12 protein-coding genes are annotated in these 13,837 nt (G+C 74.7%); 5 read left to right on the forward strand and 7 right to left on the reverse strand.

Translation table 11 applies throughout. The features are described 5' to 3' along the window. Positions 1-1,291 (forward strand): GNAT family N-acetyltransferase (locus ACWDR0_RS32680; protein ID WP_456355451.1); only part of this gene is annotated, 1,291 nt, incomplete at its 5' end. Positions 1,292-2,007: 716 nt separating this feature from the next. Further along, positions 2,008-3,690, forward strand: a complete 1,683-nt coding sequence (locus ACWDR0_RS32685) for a DUF885 domain-containing protein (protein ID WP_456355452.1) — start codon at positions 2,008-2,010, stop codon at positions 3,688-3,690. A gap of 57 nt (positions 3,691-3,747) precedes the next feature. On the opposite strand, the gene ACWDR0_RS32690 is transcribed toward ACWDR0_RS32685, so the two are convergent. Both ACWDR0_RS32690 and ACWDR0_RS32695 read right to left on the reverse strand, forming a co-directional pair. Further along, complete coding sequence (locus tag ACWDR0_RS32690; protein ID WP_456355453.1) at positions 3,748-4,599, reverse strand: SDR family oxidoreductase; 852 nt, start codon at positions 4,597-4,599, stop codon at positions 3,748-3,750. Between the two features lie 304 nt (positions 4,600-4,903). Further along, positions 4,904-5,452, reverse strand: coding sequence for a rhodanese-like domain-containing protein (locus ACWDR0_RS32695; protein WP_456355454.1), 549 nt, complete (start codon positions 5,450-5,452; stop codon positions 4,904-4,906). A gap of 88 nt (positions 5,453-5,540) precedes the next feature. Here ACWDR0_RS32695 and ACWDR0_RS32700 point away from each other — a divergent pair, with 88 nt between their 5' ends. Continuing rightward, the gene (locus tag ACWDR0_RS32700) at positions 5,541-5,987 is read left to right on the forward strand and encodes an Lrp/AsnC family transcriptional regulator (protein WP_456355455.1); all 447 of its coding nucleotides are present in this window, start codon (positions 5,541-5,543) and stop codon (positions 5,985-5,987) included. On the opposite strand, the gene ACWDR0_RS32705 is transcribed toward ACWDR0_RS32700, so the two are convergent. The 3 genes from ACWDR0_RS32705 to ACWDR0_RS32715 form a co-directional block, all read right to left on the reverse strand. Beyond that, the gene (locus tag ACWDR0_RS32705; RefSeq protein ID WP_456355456.1) at positions 5,977-9,033 is read right to left on the reverse strand and encodes an AAA family ATPase; all 3,057 of its coding nucleotides are present in this window, start codon (positions 9,031-9,033) and stop codon (positions 5,977-5,979) included. The genes ACWDR0_RS32700 and ACWDR0_RS32705 overlap by 11 nt on opposite strands. Further along, positions 9,030-10,187 (reverse strand): exonuclease SbcCD subunit D, encoded by a 1,158-nt coding sequence (locus ACWDR0_RS32710; RefSeq protein ID WP_456355457.1) that lies wholly within the window; start codon positions 10,185-10,187, stop codon positions 9,030-9,032. Before ACWDR0_RS32710 ends, ACWDR0_RS32705 begins: the two co-directional genes overlap by 4 nt. A 150-nt stretch (positions 10,188-10,337) precedes the next feature. Then, positions 10,338-10,964, reverse strand: a complete 627-nt coding sequence (locus ACWDR0_RS32715) for a YigZ family protein (protein WP_456355458.1) — start codon at positions 10,962-10,964, stop codon at positions 10,338-10,340. A 93-nt stretch (positions 10,965-11,057) separates the two neighbouring features. Here ACWDR0_RS32715 and ACWDR0_RS32720 point away from each other — a divergent pair, with 93 nt between their 5' ends. After that, entirely contained in the window at positions 11,058-11,465 is a 408-nt protein-coding gene (locus ACWDR0_RS32720) for a CoA-binding protein (RefSeq protein WP_456355459.1), read from the forward strand. A 64-nt stretch (positions 11,466-11,529) separates the two neighbouring features. On the opposite strand, the gene ACWDR0_RS32725 is transcribed toward ACWDR0_RS32720, so the two are convergent. Then, on the reverse strand, positions 11,530-12,084 hold the full coding sequence (locus ACWDR0_RS32725; protein WP_456355460.1) for a YbaK/EbsC family protein: 555 nt from the start codon (positions 12,082-12,084) through the stop codon (positions 11,530-11,532). 147 nt (positions 12,085-12,231) lie between these two features. Beyond that, the gene (locus ACWDR0_RS32730; protein ID WP_456355461.1) at positions 12,232-12,804 is read right to left on the reverse strand and encodes a helix-turn-helix domain-containing protein; all 573 of its coding nucleotides are present in this window, start codon (positions 12,802-12,804) and stop codon (positions 12,232-12,234) included. 103 nt (positions 12,805-12,907) lie between these two features. Between ACWDR0_RS32730 and ACWDR0_RS32735 the strand changes: the two genes are divergently transcribed. Continuing rightward, positions 12,908-13,774, forward strand: a complete 867-nt coding sequence (locus ACWDR0_RS32735; protein ID WP_456355462.1) for an EamA family transporter — start codon at positions 12,908-12,910, stop codon at positions 13,772-13,774. Positions 13,775-13,837 lie beyond the last annotated feature (63 nt).

Below are 13,837 nucleotides of genomic sequence, written 5' to 3' on the forward strand. Positions count from 1 at the left end.
TGGCTGTGGCGCGTCTTCCACATGTACAGGCGCCCGTCGGCGACCAGCCGGCGGGATTTCTTCGAACGGCGGCACCGGAACGGACGGGGTGAACGAAAAGGAAACGGACGGGCCCGGCGCCCTCACCGGTACGGGTACCGACGGCGGTACCGATGCGGACTCCGGCCCGGATGGAGACGGCGAATCCGGGCCCCCGGAGGAGACCGTGCTGCGGCGGCTCCGGACCACCGTCCGGGACGAGCCGGGCAGTCTGGCCGCCCTCTGCACCGCGCTCGCCGACCTGCGGGCGGACGTCGTCTCCCTCCAGACCCATCCGCTCGCGCGGGGCGCCGTGGACGAGTTCCTGCTGCGTACCCCGGTCTCACTGCCGGTGGACCGGCTGCGGGAGGCCGTCGTCCGGGCGGGCGGTACGGAGGTGTGGACCGAGCGGGCCGACGCGCACGACCTGGTGGACACCCCGACCCGGGTGCTCGGACTCGCCACCCGGACGGCGCTGGACTCCGCGGAACTGCCCATGGCGCTCCGCCAACTGCTGGGCAGATGCACGATCCGCTCCCGCCCCGCGGTCACCGCCGCCGGGCGCCCGGACGGGGATCTGCCGCCGGTGGAAGGGGTACTGGAAGGCACGGTGATCAGACTCCGCGACCCCCGCGGCGGCACCCTCACCGTGGAACGGCCGCATCTGCCCTTCACCCCCACCGAGTTCGCCCGGGCCCGGGCGCTCCTGGAGCTGGACGCCCGGCTGGGGCACCGTACCCCCGACGGGACGGACCTGCTCACCCTGCCTGAGGGCGAGGAGATCGTGGTGCGCCGGGCCGGGCAGGACGATCTGACGGCCGCCAAGGAGATGCAGGCCCGGTGCTCCGACCGGACGCTCCGGCTCCGCTATCACGGCCCGGCCGGTGACTCCCACCGCTATCTCGACCATCTGCTGAACCCGCGGCACGGCCGCACCCTCGCCGTGGAGACCTCCTCCGGACGGCTGGTGGGGCTCGGGCATCTGCTGTGGGACGGCGACGAGACCGAGGTGGCACTGCTGATCGAGGACGACTGGCAGCGCCGGGGCATCGGCTCCGAACTGCTCAGACGGCTGGTCGTCCTCGCCCGGGATTCGGGGTCCCGGGGGGTGTACGCGGTGACCATGTCGTCGAACACCGGGATGGTCGCGGCCATGCGCGGGCTGCGGCTCCCCCTCGACTACCAGATCGAGGAGGGCACCCTGGTGATCAGTGCCCGGCTGGACCCGGCGGGGGCGGATCTCCGGCACCTCGGCGACGGTGCGAGGCGGTGAGCACGGGGGACTGTTGACGTGGGCAGCCAGGAGACGGACGGGGGCGGGGGTGTTGCGCGGGACGGTGTCGCCGTGAGCAGAAGCGTGCACCCGCGGCCGGGCGTGCGTCCGGTGGGCGTGCGCCGACGTCCGGTGGCGGCGATATCGCGCCAAAGATCCGTGGTCCTGTCCGGCGGGCCGGTGCCGAAGGGCCCGACCGGAGCCGTGCGTTCCGGGGTCGTGGCGGCTCCGTCGCGGAGCGGTACCCGGCCGGGCCTCGGCACGGCGGGCACCACCGAGGGGCACCCCCGGCGGATCTGCGGGGGCGGGATACCGGAACCGCCGGAACCGCTGCGCGGCGGGGCGATCCGGCCCACGGCGGCCCGGACGGTCCGGACAGATACGGCCGGATCCGGCCGGGCGGCCGCGGGCGCGGCATGTCCGGATGCCCCGAACGGGTGATAGGGCAGGGCCGGTTCCCGGGCCGGGCGGGCATCGGAGCGCCGCCCGGACGGCTGCCGCCGGGCCCCGCGGACACCGGGAGGGCCCGGCCGGGGGAGGCGGCCGGACCGGCGAAGAGTCCGCCCGGGACGGGTCCGGACCGGGATCCGCCGGTCCGGGAGGGCCGGGGCGGCCGCTGCGGGACGGTGTCCGTCCGGCCATCGGGCGGTCACCGGGCGCCCCGCCGGTCCCCCACGATGGTGACGCCGACACCCCCACTCCTAGAGGATGTGTGCATGTCAGACACCGCCAGCATTCCGCTGCCCCGTCAGGTCGCCGACACCTACCTCGACGCGCTCATCACCCTCGACCCGATCACCGGCACATACCTCGGGGTCCCCGAGAGCGCGGGACGACTGCCCGACTTCTCCCCCGCGGGCCAGGAGGAGCGGGCGGAGCTCGCCCGGCGGACCCTCGTCCGGCTCGACGAAGCCGAGCAGCAGCCCGCGGCGAAGAGCGACGCGGAGCGGCGCTGCGGACGGCTCCTCCGGGAACGCCTCACCGCCGAACTCGCCGTGCACGAGGCCGAGGAGGGGCTGCGCGCGGTGAGCATCCTCGCCTCGCCCGCACATCTGGTACGGACGGTGTTCACCGTCACCGCGACCGCGACCGAGGAGGACTGGGCCGCGGTCGCCCGCCGGCTGCACGCGGTCCCGGCGGCCCTGGAGAGCTACCGGGCGGCCCTCCAGGAGGGGCTGGACCGCAAGCTGTACGCGGGTCCGCGGGCCACCGCGACCATGGTCGCCCATATGACCGAGTGGATCGGCACGGACCGTACCTGGTTCGAGGAGTTCACCGACGCCGGACCGGAGTCCCTGCGCGCGGAGCTCTCGGACGCCGCCAGGGCCGCGGGCGGCGCCCTGGCCGCGCTGCGGGACTGGATGCGCGACGTGTACGCCCCCGCGGTCACCGACGCCCCGGACATCGTGGGGCGCGAGCGCTACGCCCGCTGGTCCCGCTACTACAACGGCACGGACCTCGACCTCGACGAGGCGTACGCCTACGGCTGGGCCGAGTACCACCGGATCCTGGCGGAGATGCGGACCGAGGCCGGGAAGATCCTCCCCGGCGCGGGCCCCTGGGAGGCGCTCGCCCATCTCGATGTGCACGGCCGTCATATCGAGGGCGTCGACGAGGTGCGGGAGTGGCTCCAGAGCCTGATGGACCAGGCCATCGAGGAGCTGGACGGCACCCACTTCGAACTCGCCGAGCGGGTACGCCGGGTGGAATCGCGGATCGCGCCGCCCGGCAGTGCGGCCGCCCCGTACTACACCGGCCCCTCCGAGGACTTCTCGCGCCCCGGGCAGACCTGGCTGCCGACCCTGGGCGAGACCCGGTTCCCCGTCTACGACCTGGTGTCGACCTGGTACCACGAGGGCGTGCCCGGACACCATCTCCAGATCGCCCAGTGGGCCCATGTCGCCGACCGGCTCTCCCGCTACCAGGCCACCGTCGGCGGGGTCAGCGCCAACTGCGAGGGCTGGGCGCTCTACGCGGAGCGCCTCATGGACGAACTGGGTTACCTGGGCGACGCCGAGCAGCGGCTGGGCTATCTGGACGCGCAGATGATGCGGGCCTGCCGGGTCATCGTCGACATCGGCATGCATCTGGAGCTGGAGATCCCGGCGGACTCCCCGTTCCACCCGGGCGAGCGCTGGACGCCCGCGCTGGCCCAGGAGTTCTTCGGCAACCACAGCGGGCGGCCCGCGGAGTTCGTGGAGAGCGAGCTGACCCGCTATCTCTCGACCCCGGGTCAGGCCATCGGCTACAAACTCGGCGAGCGGGCCTGGCTGCTGGGACGGGAGCAGGCGAAGGCGGCCCGCGGGGACGCCTTCGACGCCAAGGCCTGGCATATGGCGGCGCTCTCCCAGGGTTCCCTGGGCCTCGACGACCTGGTCGACGAGTTGTCGAAGCTGTGAGACGACGGGGTGGGGTACGGCCCCGGGGGCCGTACCCCACCTGCGCAACGGTCCGGATCAGCGGCGGAAGCCGCCTTCCGAGTTGATGACCTCGCCGGTGATCCACCCGGCCTCGTCCGTGGTGAGCCAGGCGATCAGCCGGGCGGGGTCGTCGGGCACGCCCCAGCGTCCCGCCGGGAAGCGTTCGGCCACCGCCCGGTGCTCCGGCCCCGCCAGATAGCCGGTGTCCACGGGGCCCGGGTTGACCGTGTTGACGGTCACGGCCAGTTCGGCCAGATGGGTCGCGAGGGAGCGGGTGACGGAGGCGAGGGCGCCCTTGGCCAGGGCGTAGGCGATCTCCCCGGGCATACCTCCCGCGATGTCCTGGCCCGAGGTCATCATCACCACCCGGCCGCCGGGCGTCCGGGCGGGCAGCCGGGCCCGCAGCGCGGCGAACGCCTGGACCAGCAGGAGCACCGAGCGGGCGTCGACGGCGAAATGGGCGTCGAGCATCTCCGCGTCGATGGTGTCGAGGGTGCCGTCCCGGCCGCTGAGCGCGTGGTTGGCGACGACGATGTCCAGCCTGCCGCCGAACGCCTCGGCGGCCGTGGCGATCAGTGCGGCCGGAGCGTCCGGCCCGGAGAGGTCGGCGGGCCCGTGGTGGACCGGGGCACCGGGGTCCCCGAGGGCGGCGCGGACACCCTCCACCAGGGCTTCGGGACCACCGGGGTCGGCGCCCCAGGGCTTGGCGGCGTCGTGCGGGACATGGTGGTGGAGATAGACACCGGCACCGTAGGCGGCGAGTCTGCGGGCCACCGCGTAGCCGATACCGTCCCTCCGACTCGCCCCGGTCACCAGGGCGAAGCGGCCGCGGAGCGGAAGCGGGTCACGGCGGAGTTCCAGGGGCGCGGGGTGCGGAAGTGAGGCCATGGTGTCCCATCGTCGCCGTTCACCGCGCAGGTGTCAGGCGAATAAACCGGGCCCGGCGCCCGGCCCGTTCGCGGGTATCGGGGCCGCTTTCCGCACGGCCGCGCCCGGGCGGTTCGCGGGCATCGGGGCACCTGGCGGCGTGGCCGCGCCGCCCGGGCCGGGCCCGGGAGCCCGCCCGCAAGGCCGCACCGCCCGGGCCCGGCGGATTCGGGCCGTCCGGCTCCGCGGGGTTCGGGAGACCGGGGCCGGAAAGCCCGCCCCCGGTTCGTAGCCGGGGCCGGATGCCCGCCGCGCGGAGCGTTTCTCAGCAGCCGCAGTCGTCACCGTCGACGGGCGCGGTCAGCGGGTCCGGGTCGCGGCGGGCGCCGCCCTCCCAGGTCTCGTACGCGAAGCCCTCCCGCGCCCAGTACTCGAAGCCGCCGAGCATCTCCTTCACCCGGTAACCGCGTTCGGCGAGGGCCAGGGCGGCGCGGGTGGCGCCGTTGCAGCCGGGTCCCCAGCAGTAGGTGACAACCGGGACGGCCGGGTCGAGGAGCCGTTCGGCCTGCTCCGGGACGAGGGCGGTCGGGAGGTGGATCGCGCCGGGGACGTGTCCCTGGTCCCAGGCCGGCCCGGAGCGCGTGTCCACGACCACGAACCCGGGGTCGCCGCCGACCGCGAGCGCGGCGGCCACGTCCGAGACATCGGCGTGGAAGGTCAGGCTCGCGCGGAAGTACGCGGCGGCGGCCGCGGGCGCCGCGGGCGGGACCCTCAGTACGGGGTTCGCGGCGGCCGGGGCCTGAGCGGCCGGCGAAGAGGTCCGGGCGGCGGGCGAAGGGGCCTGGGCGGTGGCCGGTGCGCTGTTCATGACCATGAATCTACGGAGCATTTCCGGCGCTCTGAAGGGAGTTCCCCCGGCACCGGATTTGATTGCCCGGGGATTCCCCGGTTCTCATGGGCCCATGAGCGATTTTTCCCCGGACGCCACCGACTGGCGTCTTCTGGACCTCCTCCAGCACCGCGGCCGGGCCGGTTTCGCGGAGCTGGCCCGGGAGGTGTCCATGTCGGCGAGCGCGGTGACCGAGCGGGTCCGGCGGCTGGAGGAGGCCGGGGTCATCACCGGCTACGGCGCGGTCGTGGACCAGCGCAGACTGGGGCTGACCATTACCGCTTTCGTCCGGCTGCGCTACCCCAACGGCAACTACAAGCCGTTCCACGATCTGCTGGACACCACGCCCGAGGTACTGGAGGCCCATCACGTCACGGGTGACGACTGCTTCGTACTGAAGGTCGCCACCCGCGACATGGCACATCTGGAGGAGGTCACCGGCCGGATCGGGGCCCTCGGCTCGGTGACGACGAGCGTCGTCTACTCCTCGCCGCTCCCCCGGCGCCCGGTCAGTCGCTGACCCCGCCCGTACGCAGCCGGACGGTCGAGCCGTGCCGCTCCTTGACGACCTCCAGCTGGGTGGGGATCCGGCGGCGCAGATCCGCGACATGGCTGACGATGCCGACGCTGCGGTCGTGCTCCCGCAGCGAGTCCAGAACGTCGAGGACCTCGTCCAGGGTCTGTTCGTCGAGGCTGCCGAAGCCCTCGTCGACGAAGAGGGTGTCGAGCCGGACGCCACCGGCCTCCTCGGTGACCACGTCGGCGAGTCCCAGCGCCAGCGCGAGGGAGGCGAAGAAGGTCTCGCCGCCCGAGAGGGTGGCCGTGTCCCGCTCCCGGCCGGTCCAGGCGTCGACGACATGGAGCCCGAGTCCGGACCGGCGGCCGCCGGAGCGGGCGTCGGAGTGGGTCAGTGTGTAGCGGCCTGCCGACATCTTCCGCAGCCGTACGGTGGCGGCCGCGGCGACCTGTTCCAGCCGGGCCGCCAGGACGTACGACTCCAGCCGCATCCTGCGCTCGTTCTCGGCGGAGGTGCCCGCGGTGAGACCGGCGAGACGGGCGACCCGCTCGTACTCCTCGCGCAGCGGGCCCGACCGGCGGGCGGCCCGGGCCGCCTCGGCGGACAGGGCGTCGAGCGCGGCACAGCGCTCCCGGGCTGTGTCGCGGGCGGACGCGGCGTCCCGCGCGGCGCGTTCGGCGGCGGCCAGGGCGGCGGACGCGGCGTCCGGGTCGGCCGGGGGCAGCCCGGCGGCCTCGCGGGCCCCGGCCTCGGCCAGCCGGTCGGCGATCGCCGCGGCCTCGTTCTGCCAGGCGTCCGACCGGTGCTGGAGCGCCCGGTGCCCGGCGTCGTCGAGCAGGGCCCCGGCCGCTTCGGCGGGGGTGGCGAAACCGGCACGGTAGGCGGCGTCGGCGACCTGGCCGTCGGCCTCCTTGAGACGCCGGGCGGTCTGGTCGGCGGACCGTACGGCATCGGCGGCGGAGGCGATCCGCAGGGCGCGCCGCTCCAGGGCCGCGGCCCGCTCGGCGACACTGCGGGCTCCGCCGCGCGCCCGTTCGAGCTGTTCGGCGAGGGCGGCCTGTTCCCGGTCGAGGGCTTCGCGTTCGGCGGTACGGGCGGCGGCGTGCTGGTCGAGCGTCCGCCGGGCGGCGAGGCGCTTCTCGTGCTCGCGTTCGGCGCGGTCGAGCGTCTCCCGGGCGGCGTGGATGCCGGAGGCCAGCTCATGGGCGGCGCGGTGGTCGCGCTCCAGCCCGGCGACGGCGGCGGCCAGTTCGGCGGCGACCGGGTCGTGATCGTCCCGGCGGTCGCCGTCCCCGGGGGGCGGCGCTCCGTCGGGCCGGGCCTGCCGCCGGGCGGCGGCCCAGGTTTCGTGGGCGCGGGCCGCCTGCCGTTCGGCCTCGGCCGCGGCCTCCTCGGCCTGGGTGTGGTGCTCGTACGCGGCTTCCTCGTCGGCCGGGGTGACCTGGCCGGACACCGGGGCGGCCGGGGCCGGGTGGTCGGGTGAGCCGCAGACGGCGCAGGGGTCGCCGGGCACCAGCCCGGCGGCCAGCTCCGCGGCGATATGCGCCAGCCGGCGCTCCTTGAGGCCGAGCCAGACCGCCCGGACGGTGAGGGCGGTGTCGCGTGCGTCGTACTGGAGTTCCCGGGCGGCGTCGGCGGCTTCGGCCAGCCGGTCCCGGTCCAGGGCGGCGTCCCGGCGGCGGCGGGCCGGGCCGAGGAGGCCGGCCAGCCGCTCGGCGCGGGTGGCGGCCTCCTGGGCGGCCGCGAGGGCGTCCCGGTGCACGCCGCGCAGCGCGTCCCAGTCGGCGAGCCAGGTCTCGGCGTCCTGCCGGGCGCCTTCGTCGTCGCGGGCGGCCCGGTCGAGCCGTTCCTTCTCGCGGTCGATCCGCTCGCCCCGGGTCTCGGCGCGGCGGGCGGCCTCCAGGGCGCCCAGCTCGCCGCGGAGGGTCCGTTCCGCCTCGGTCAGCTGCTCGGCACCCGCCCCGGCGAGGTCCGCGGGCAGGGCGGCACGGGCCCCGGCGAGGGTGGCGGACGCCGCGGCATGGGCGCGGTCGGCGGCGGCGCGCAGGGTCAGCGCGGGGGCCACCCGTTCGGCCCTGCGGGCCCGTTCCAGACCGGCCAGCACCTCCTGGTGGGCGGGGCGGGCGGCCTCGGACGCGGCCCGGCGGTGCAGCGCGTCGGCGTACCGCCGCTGGAGCCGGTCGCGTTCCCGGTGCTCGTCGAGGGCGGTACGGGACTCCTCGCGGCGGCGCTCGGCCAGGGCCAGCGCGCCTCCGGCGGCGGCGAACCGCTCCCGGGCGCCCTCCCGGGCGACGGCGGCCCACTCCAGGACCGCCGGGACCAGCCCGGGTTCCCCGGGCCGGTGGCCGGGGGCGGGCAGCTCCCCGGCGGCTCCGGCGGCGGCCTGGGTCATCCGGTGGGCCAGGGCGAGGAGTTGTTCGTCACCGGCCCGTACCCGGGCCTCGGCCGCCCGCCGCCGCTCCGCGAGGCGTTCCTCGACGGCGGCGAAGCAGCGGGTGTCGAAGAGCTTGCCGAGGAGTTCGCCGCGGGCTTTGGAGTCGGCGCGCAGAAAGCGGGCGAAGTCGCCCTGGGGCAGCAGGACGACCTGGCAGAACTGCTCCCGGCTCATGCCGAGGAGCTGCTCGATCTCCTCGCCGATCTCCTGGTGGGAGCGGCTGAGTGCCTGCCACCGTCCGCCGCGGGCGTCGTACTCGCGCAGCGTGCTCTGCGCCTTCTCGGTGGTGACTCCGGTGCCGCGCAGTTTGGGGCGGGTCTGGGCGGGACGCCGGGCGATCTCCAGCCGCCGTCCGCCGACGGTGAGATCGAGGAGGACCTCGGTGAAGACGTCCACCGGGGCGTGGTCGCTGCGGAGGGTGGTGCCGGGGCTCTGCCGGGCCCCGGGCACCGTGCCGTAGAGGGCGAAGCAGACCGCGTCGAGTACGGAGGTCTTCCCGGCGCCGGTGGGGCCGTGCATCAGGAAGAGCCCGTCGGCGGTCAGGGTGTCGAAGTCGATGTCCTGGGTGGTCGCGAAGGGCCCGAAGGCGGTGACGGCGAGCCGGTGGAGTCTCATCCGGCGGCCTCCGCCTCGGCCGCGCGGACCGCGTCGAACGCGGCGTTCAGCACGGCCCGTTCGGCGTCGTCGGGTCCGGCGCCGCGGACATGGGTCACGAAGTCCTCCGCGATCTGCTGCCGGGTCCGGCCGCGCAGCCTCCTGGAGTAGGAGACGGTGTCCTCCCCGGGCGGCCGTTCGGGGGCGAAGACAAGACTGAGGGTGTGCGGGAAGCGGGCGGTGAGCCGGGCCATCGGTTCGGCCGGCCGGACCGGGTCGGTAAGGGTCGCCTCGACGAACGAGTCCTCGTGCGCCGTGTGGGCGGGGTCCTCCAGGAGGTCGTCGAGGCGGCCGGCGAGCCGGACGAGGGGGCGCGGCACGGGACAGTCGATCCGCTCGGCGGTCACGGCCCCGCCGGGCCCGAGGTCGACCAGCCACATGGTCTTGCGGTGGTCCGCCTCGGAGAAGGAGTAGGCGACCGGGGAGCCCGAGTACCGGATGCGGTCGGTGAGGGTCTGGCAGCCGTGCAGATGGCCGAGGGCGGCGTAGTCGACTCCGGCGAAGACGGCCGGGGGCACGGCGGCGACCCCGCCGACGGTGATGTCCCGTTCGCTGTCGCTGGCGGCGCCGCCCGCGACGAAGGCATGGGCGAGGACGACGGAGCGGGTGCCGGAGGGCCGGGCGGCGAGATCGGCGCGTACCCGGTCCATCGCCGCGGCGAGCACCGTCTCGTGCCGGGCGCGGTCGACCCCGAAAGCGTCCTTCACCAGGGCCGGTTCGAGGTAGGGCAGTCCGTAGAGGGCGATGTCGCCGTGGGCGTCGGTGAGGACGACGGGGGTGGCGCAGCCCTCCGGGTCGGTGCGCAGATGGATTCCGGCCCGCTCTATCAGCCCGGACGCGACCCCGAGCCGCCGCGCGGAATCGTGGTTGCCGGAGATCATCACTGTCGGCACCCCGGCGTCGGCGAGCCGGTGGAGCGCACGGTCGAAGAGCTCGACGGCGGCGAGCGGCGGCACGGCGCGGTCGTAGACGTCTCCCGCCACCAGGACCGCGTCCACGTCCAGGGCGCGGGCCCGGTCGACCAGATGGTCGAGGAACGCGGACTGGGCACCGAGCATGCTGACCCGGTGCAGCGACCGGCCCAGGTGCCAGTCCGACGTATGCAGGAATCTCATGATCCCCGAGCGTAACGGCGGGGTGTGACAGTCCGGGCGGCTTCGGGAAGATCGGCGACGGCGGGCACGCCGGGGCGGTACGGGGCGGGATGGTGCCGCGGCGGGCGGCACGGCACCGCGGGCGGCCGGGGGCCGGGCCGGGCCGGGTGGTCAGGCATCGCCGTACGCCTCGCCGCCCAGTTCGAGACCTGCGGTGCCCGCGGTGGCGTCCGCGAGCCAGGCCCGGAAGGCGTCGACGTCCGCGTCGGGCAGGCCGATCTCGATGGCGACCCGTTCCGCGTACTGCACGGAGCGGACGGTGCGGCCGGTGGCCCGCAGGTCGTTCTCCAGCTTCCCGGCCCGCTGGTGGTCGACCGTGACCACGGCCAGCCGGAAGCGGCGGCGGGTGACCGTGCCGATGGCGTCGAGCGCTTCGCCCACCACTCCGCCGTACGCCCGGATCAGTCCGCCCGCGCCCAGCTTGACCCCGCCGTAGTAGCGGGTGACGACGGCGACGGCGTAGCGGACGTCGCGGCGGGTGAGCATCTGGAGCATGGGGACCCCGGCGGTGCCGCCGGGCTCCCCGTCGTCGCTCGCCCGCTGGACGGCGGCGTCGGCTCCGATGACATAGGCGAAGCAGTTGTGGGTGGCGGTGGGGTGCTCCCGCCGGATCCCGGCGACGAACGCCTGGGCCTCCTCCTCGGTCGCGGCGGGCGCGAGCGCGCAGATGAAGCGCGATCTGTTGATCTCGGTCTCGTACACACCCTCGCGGGCGACCGTCCGGTACTGCTCCTGCATACGGCCACCCTAAGCCGCTCCGGCCGCCGGGTTTCACCCGATCGGGGTGGCGCGGAGGGGAATGGTCCGCACGGGCGACCCGTTGTCGCAAGCATGTACGCAGACGACGAGACCATCCGCAGGATCCTCACCTCGACCGGCACCACCTGGGCGGTGGTGGGCCTCTCCGCCAACGAGTCCCGGGCGGCGTACGGGGTGGCCCGGATCCTCCAGCGCTACGGCAAACGGATCGTGCCGGTCCATCCCAAGGCCGAGACGGTCCACGGTGAACAGGGGTACGCGTCGCTGGCCGACATCCCCTTCGACGTGGACGTGGTCGATGTGTTCGTGAACTCCGACCTGGCCGGGCAGGTCGCCGACGAGGCCGTGGCCAAGGGCGCCCGGGCGGTCTGGTTCCAGCTCGGTGTGATCGACGAGGGGGCGTACGAGCGGACCCGGGCGGCCGGTCTGGAGATGGTCATGGACCGGTGCCCCGCCATCGAAATCCCGCGGCTGGGCTGAACCTCGGCCCGGGCCCGGCCCGCCCGGGCCCGGCGGCCGGCGGTCGGCGGCCGTCCAGGAGGGGTCAGATCCCGAGTCCCTCCAGGACGACCGCGTTGGGCAGCGTCGCGAGGGCCTTGCCGGGGACGATCAGCTTGCCGCGCCGCAGTCCGCTGCCGATCAGGACCCAGGGGGTGTCGGCGACGGCGGCGTCGACCAGTACCGGCCAGTCGGCGGGCAGCCCGATCGGGGTGATCCCGCCGTACTCCATACCGGTGAGCCCGGTGGCGGTCTCGTGCGGGGCGAAGGACGCCTTGCGGGCGCCCAGATGCTTGCGGACGGCGCCGTTGACGTCGACGCGGTCGGTGGAGAGGACCAGACAGGCCGCCAGCGTGGCTTCCCCGCCGCGCTTGCCCGCGACGACCACGCAGTTCGCGGACTGCCGGATCAGTTCCTCGCCGTGGTGGGCTACGAAGACGGCGGTGTCGGCGATGGCGGGGTCGGTGTCCACATGGATGAGCTGGTCGGCGGGGATGTCGCCGGTCCAGTTCCGTACGGCGTCGGCGACCGGGGCGACGAGCAGGTCCAGGACCTCGGGGGCGGGGCGGGCGGAGTCGAAGGAGCCAATGGGTGCGCGCATGGGCGCACCGTAGCAAGGGCTTGCGGCCCGCCCCCGGGCGGTCCGCCGCGCGGACAGGCGGACCGACGGGCGGACCGACCGGTGAGCGGGCAGGCCGACGGGCGGGCCGGCCGGACAGACCCCGGGACGGGCGGCCGGTTCCGCCGGTCAGCGCGCCGGCGGGACGGAGACGGCCATCGTCATGGCGACGGGCCCGGTGCCCTCGTTGCGGTAGGCGTGCGGCACGTTCGCCTCGAAGACGGCCGACTCCCCGGCGGCGACCGCATACGGCTCACCGTCCACGGTCAGGGTGAGTACGCCCTCGGTGACATGGATCAGTTCGGCCGTACCGTCCGGGTGGGGGTCGGAGGAGCTGCCGTCGCCGGGCTCCAGATGCCAGGACCACAGCTCCATCGGCCCCCGCAGCTCCGTGCCGACCAGCAGTTCGTTGAAGCTTCCGCCGGGGGTCGACCACATCCGCATCCGCTCGTCCGGCGACACCACCCGCACCTGGGGCCCGTGGTCGCGGTCAAGCAGGGTGGCGATGCTCAGCCCGAGCGCGTCGGCCAGTTTCACGGCAATGCCGACGCTGGGGTTGGTCCGCGCCTGTTCAATCTGGATGATCATGCCCCGGCTGACCCCCGAGCGGGCGGCGAGGGCGTCCAGGGTGTAGCCCCGTTCGCCGCGCCAGTGCCTGAGATTGCGGGCGAGTGACTGGGTGAGGTGATCGATGTCCGGCACAGTCCGCTCAGTCCGTCCACTATATTCAATGCGACAGTACAAGATTCTGCACTACGGTGTGTTGTACCGCCTTGTTCAACGCACTGTACTGCGAGGTCCTTCCATGGTCGCACTGTTCGCCCTGACCACCGCCCTGCTGATGGGCCTCGCGGACTTCGGCGGCGGGCTGCTGACCCGCCGCATTCCGGCACTCACGGTGGTCGTCGCCTCGCAGGGGATCGCGGTCGCCGTCCTCGGGGTGATCGTGGTCGCGACCGCGGCCTGGCAGGAGGCCGGTCCGCAGCTCTGGTACGCGGTGGCGGCGGGCGTCATCGGCCCGGTGGCCCTGCTCTCCTTCTACAAGGCACTGGCCCTCGGCCCGATGGGAGTGGTCTCGCCGCTCGGTTCACTCGGGGTCGCCGTGCCCGTCGCCGCCGGGCTGGCCGTCGGCGAACGCCCGGGGGCCCTGCAGCTCGCCGGGATCGGCGTGGCGGTCCTCGGGATCGTCCTCGCGGGCGGCCCCGAGCTGCGGGGCGCGCCGGTCCGGCGGCAGACGGTCGCCCTCACCTTCGTGGCCGCGTTCGGCTTCGGCGCGGTGATGACCCTGATCGCCCAGGCGTCGTCCACCGTCACCGGACTCTTCCTGGCGCTCTTCGTCCAGCGCACGGTGAACATCGCGGTCGGCGGGGCGGCGCTCGCGGCCGCCGCCCGCCGAGGCCGGCCGGTACTGCCCGACGGCGGCGGCCTGCGGATGCTGTGGACCTCGCTCCCGCTGCTGGCGTTCGTCGGCCTCGCGGACGTGGCCTCGAACGGTACGTACTCCATCGCCGCCCAGACCGGTCCGGTGACCGTCGCCGCCGTACTGTCGCATCTGTATCCGGTGGTCACCGTGGCGGCGGCACTGATCGTGCTCAGGGAGCGGCTGCGGGGGGTGCAGGCCGCGGGCGCCGGGCTCGCCCTCGCGGGTTCGGTGCTGCTGGCGGGCGGCTGACGGGCAGCTGACGGCCGTTACCGGCCGCGGCGACCCCGCGCCGCCGGATCCGGCGGCGCGGGC

This window comes from Streptomyces sp. NPDC003691, assembly GCF_053981115.1.

What these genes read in the sequence shown, in the direction of transcription:
- ACWDR0_RS32685 (WP_456355452.1), top strand. Translation starts at nt 2,008, where the DNA reads ATGTCAGACACCGCCAGCATTCCGCTGCCCCGTCAGGTCGCCGACACC.
- ACWDR0_RS32690 (WP_456355453.1), bottom strand. Translation starts at nt 4,599, where the DNA reads ATGGCCTCACTTCCGCACCCCGCGCCCCTGGAACTCCGCCGTGACCCG.
- ACWDR0_RS32695 (WP_456355454.1), bottom strand. Translation starts at nt 5,452, where the DNA reads ATGGTCATGAACAGCGCACCGGCCACCGCCCAGGCCCCTTCGCCCGCC.
- ACWDR0_RS32700 (WP_456355455.1), top strand. Translation starts at nt 5,541, where the DNA reads ATGAGCGATTTTTCCCCGGACGCCACCGACTGGCGTCTTCTGGACCTC.
- ACWDR0_RS32705 (WP_456355456.1), bottom strand. Translation starts at nt 9,033, where the DNA reads ATGAGACTCCACCGGCTCGCCGTCACCGCCTTCGGGCCCTTCGCGACC.
- ACWDR0_RS32710 (WP_456355457.1), bottom strand. Translation starts at nt 10,187, where the DNA reads ATGAGATTCCTGCATACGTCGGACTGGCACCTGGGCCGGTCGCTGCAC.
- ACWDR0_RS32715 (WP_456355458.1), bottom strand. Translation starts at nt 10,964, where the DNA reads ATGCAGGAGCAGTACCGGACGGTCGCCCGCGAGGGTGTGTACGAGACC.
- ACWDR0_RS32720 (WP_456355459.1), top strand. Translation starts at nt 11,058, where the DNA reads ATGTACGCAGACGACGAGACCATCCGCAGGATCCTCACCTCGACCGGC.
- ACWDR0_RS32725 (WP_456355460.1), bottom strand. Translation starts at nt 12,084, where the DNA reads ATGCGCGCACCCATTGGCTCCTTCGACTCCGCCCGCCCCGCCCCCGAG.
- ACWDR0_RS32735 (WP_456355462.1), top strand. Translation starts at nt 12,908, where the DNA reads ATGGTCGCACTGTTCGCCCTGACCACCGCCCTGCTGATGGGCCTCGCG.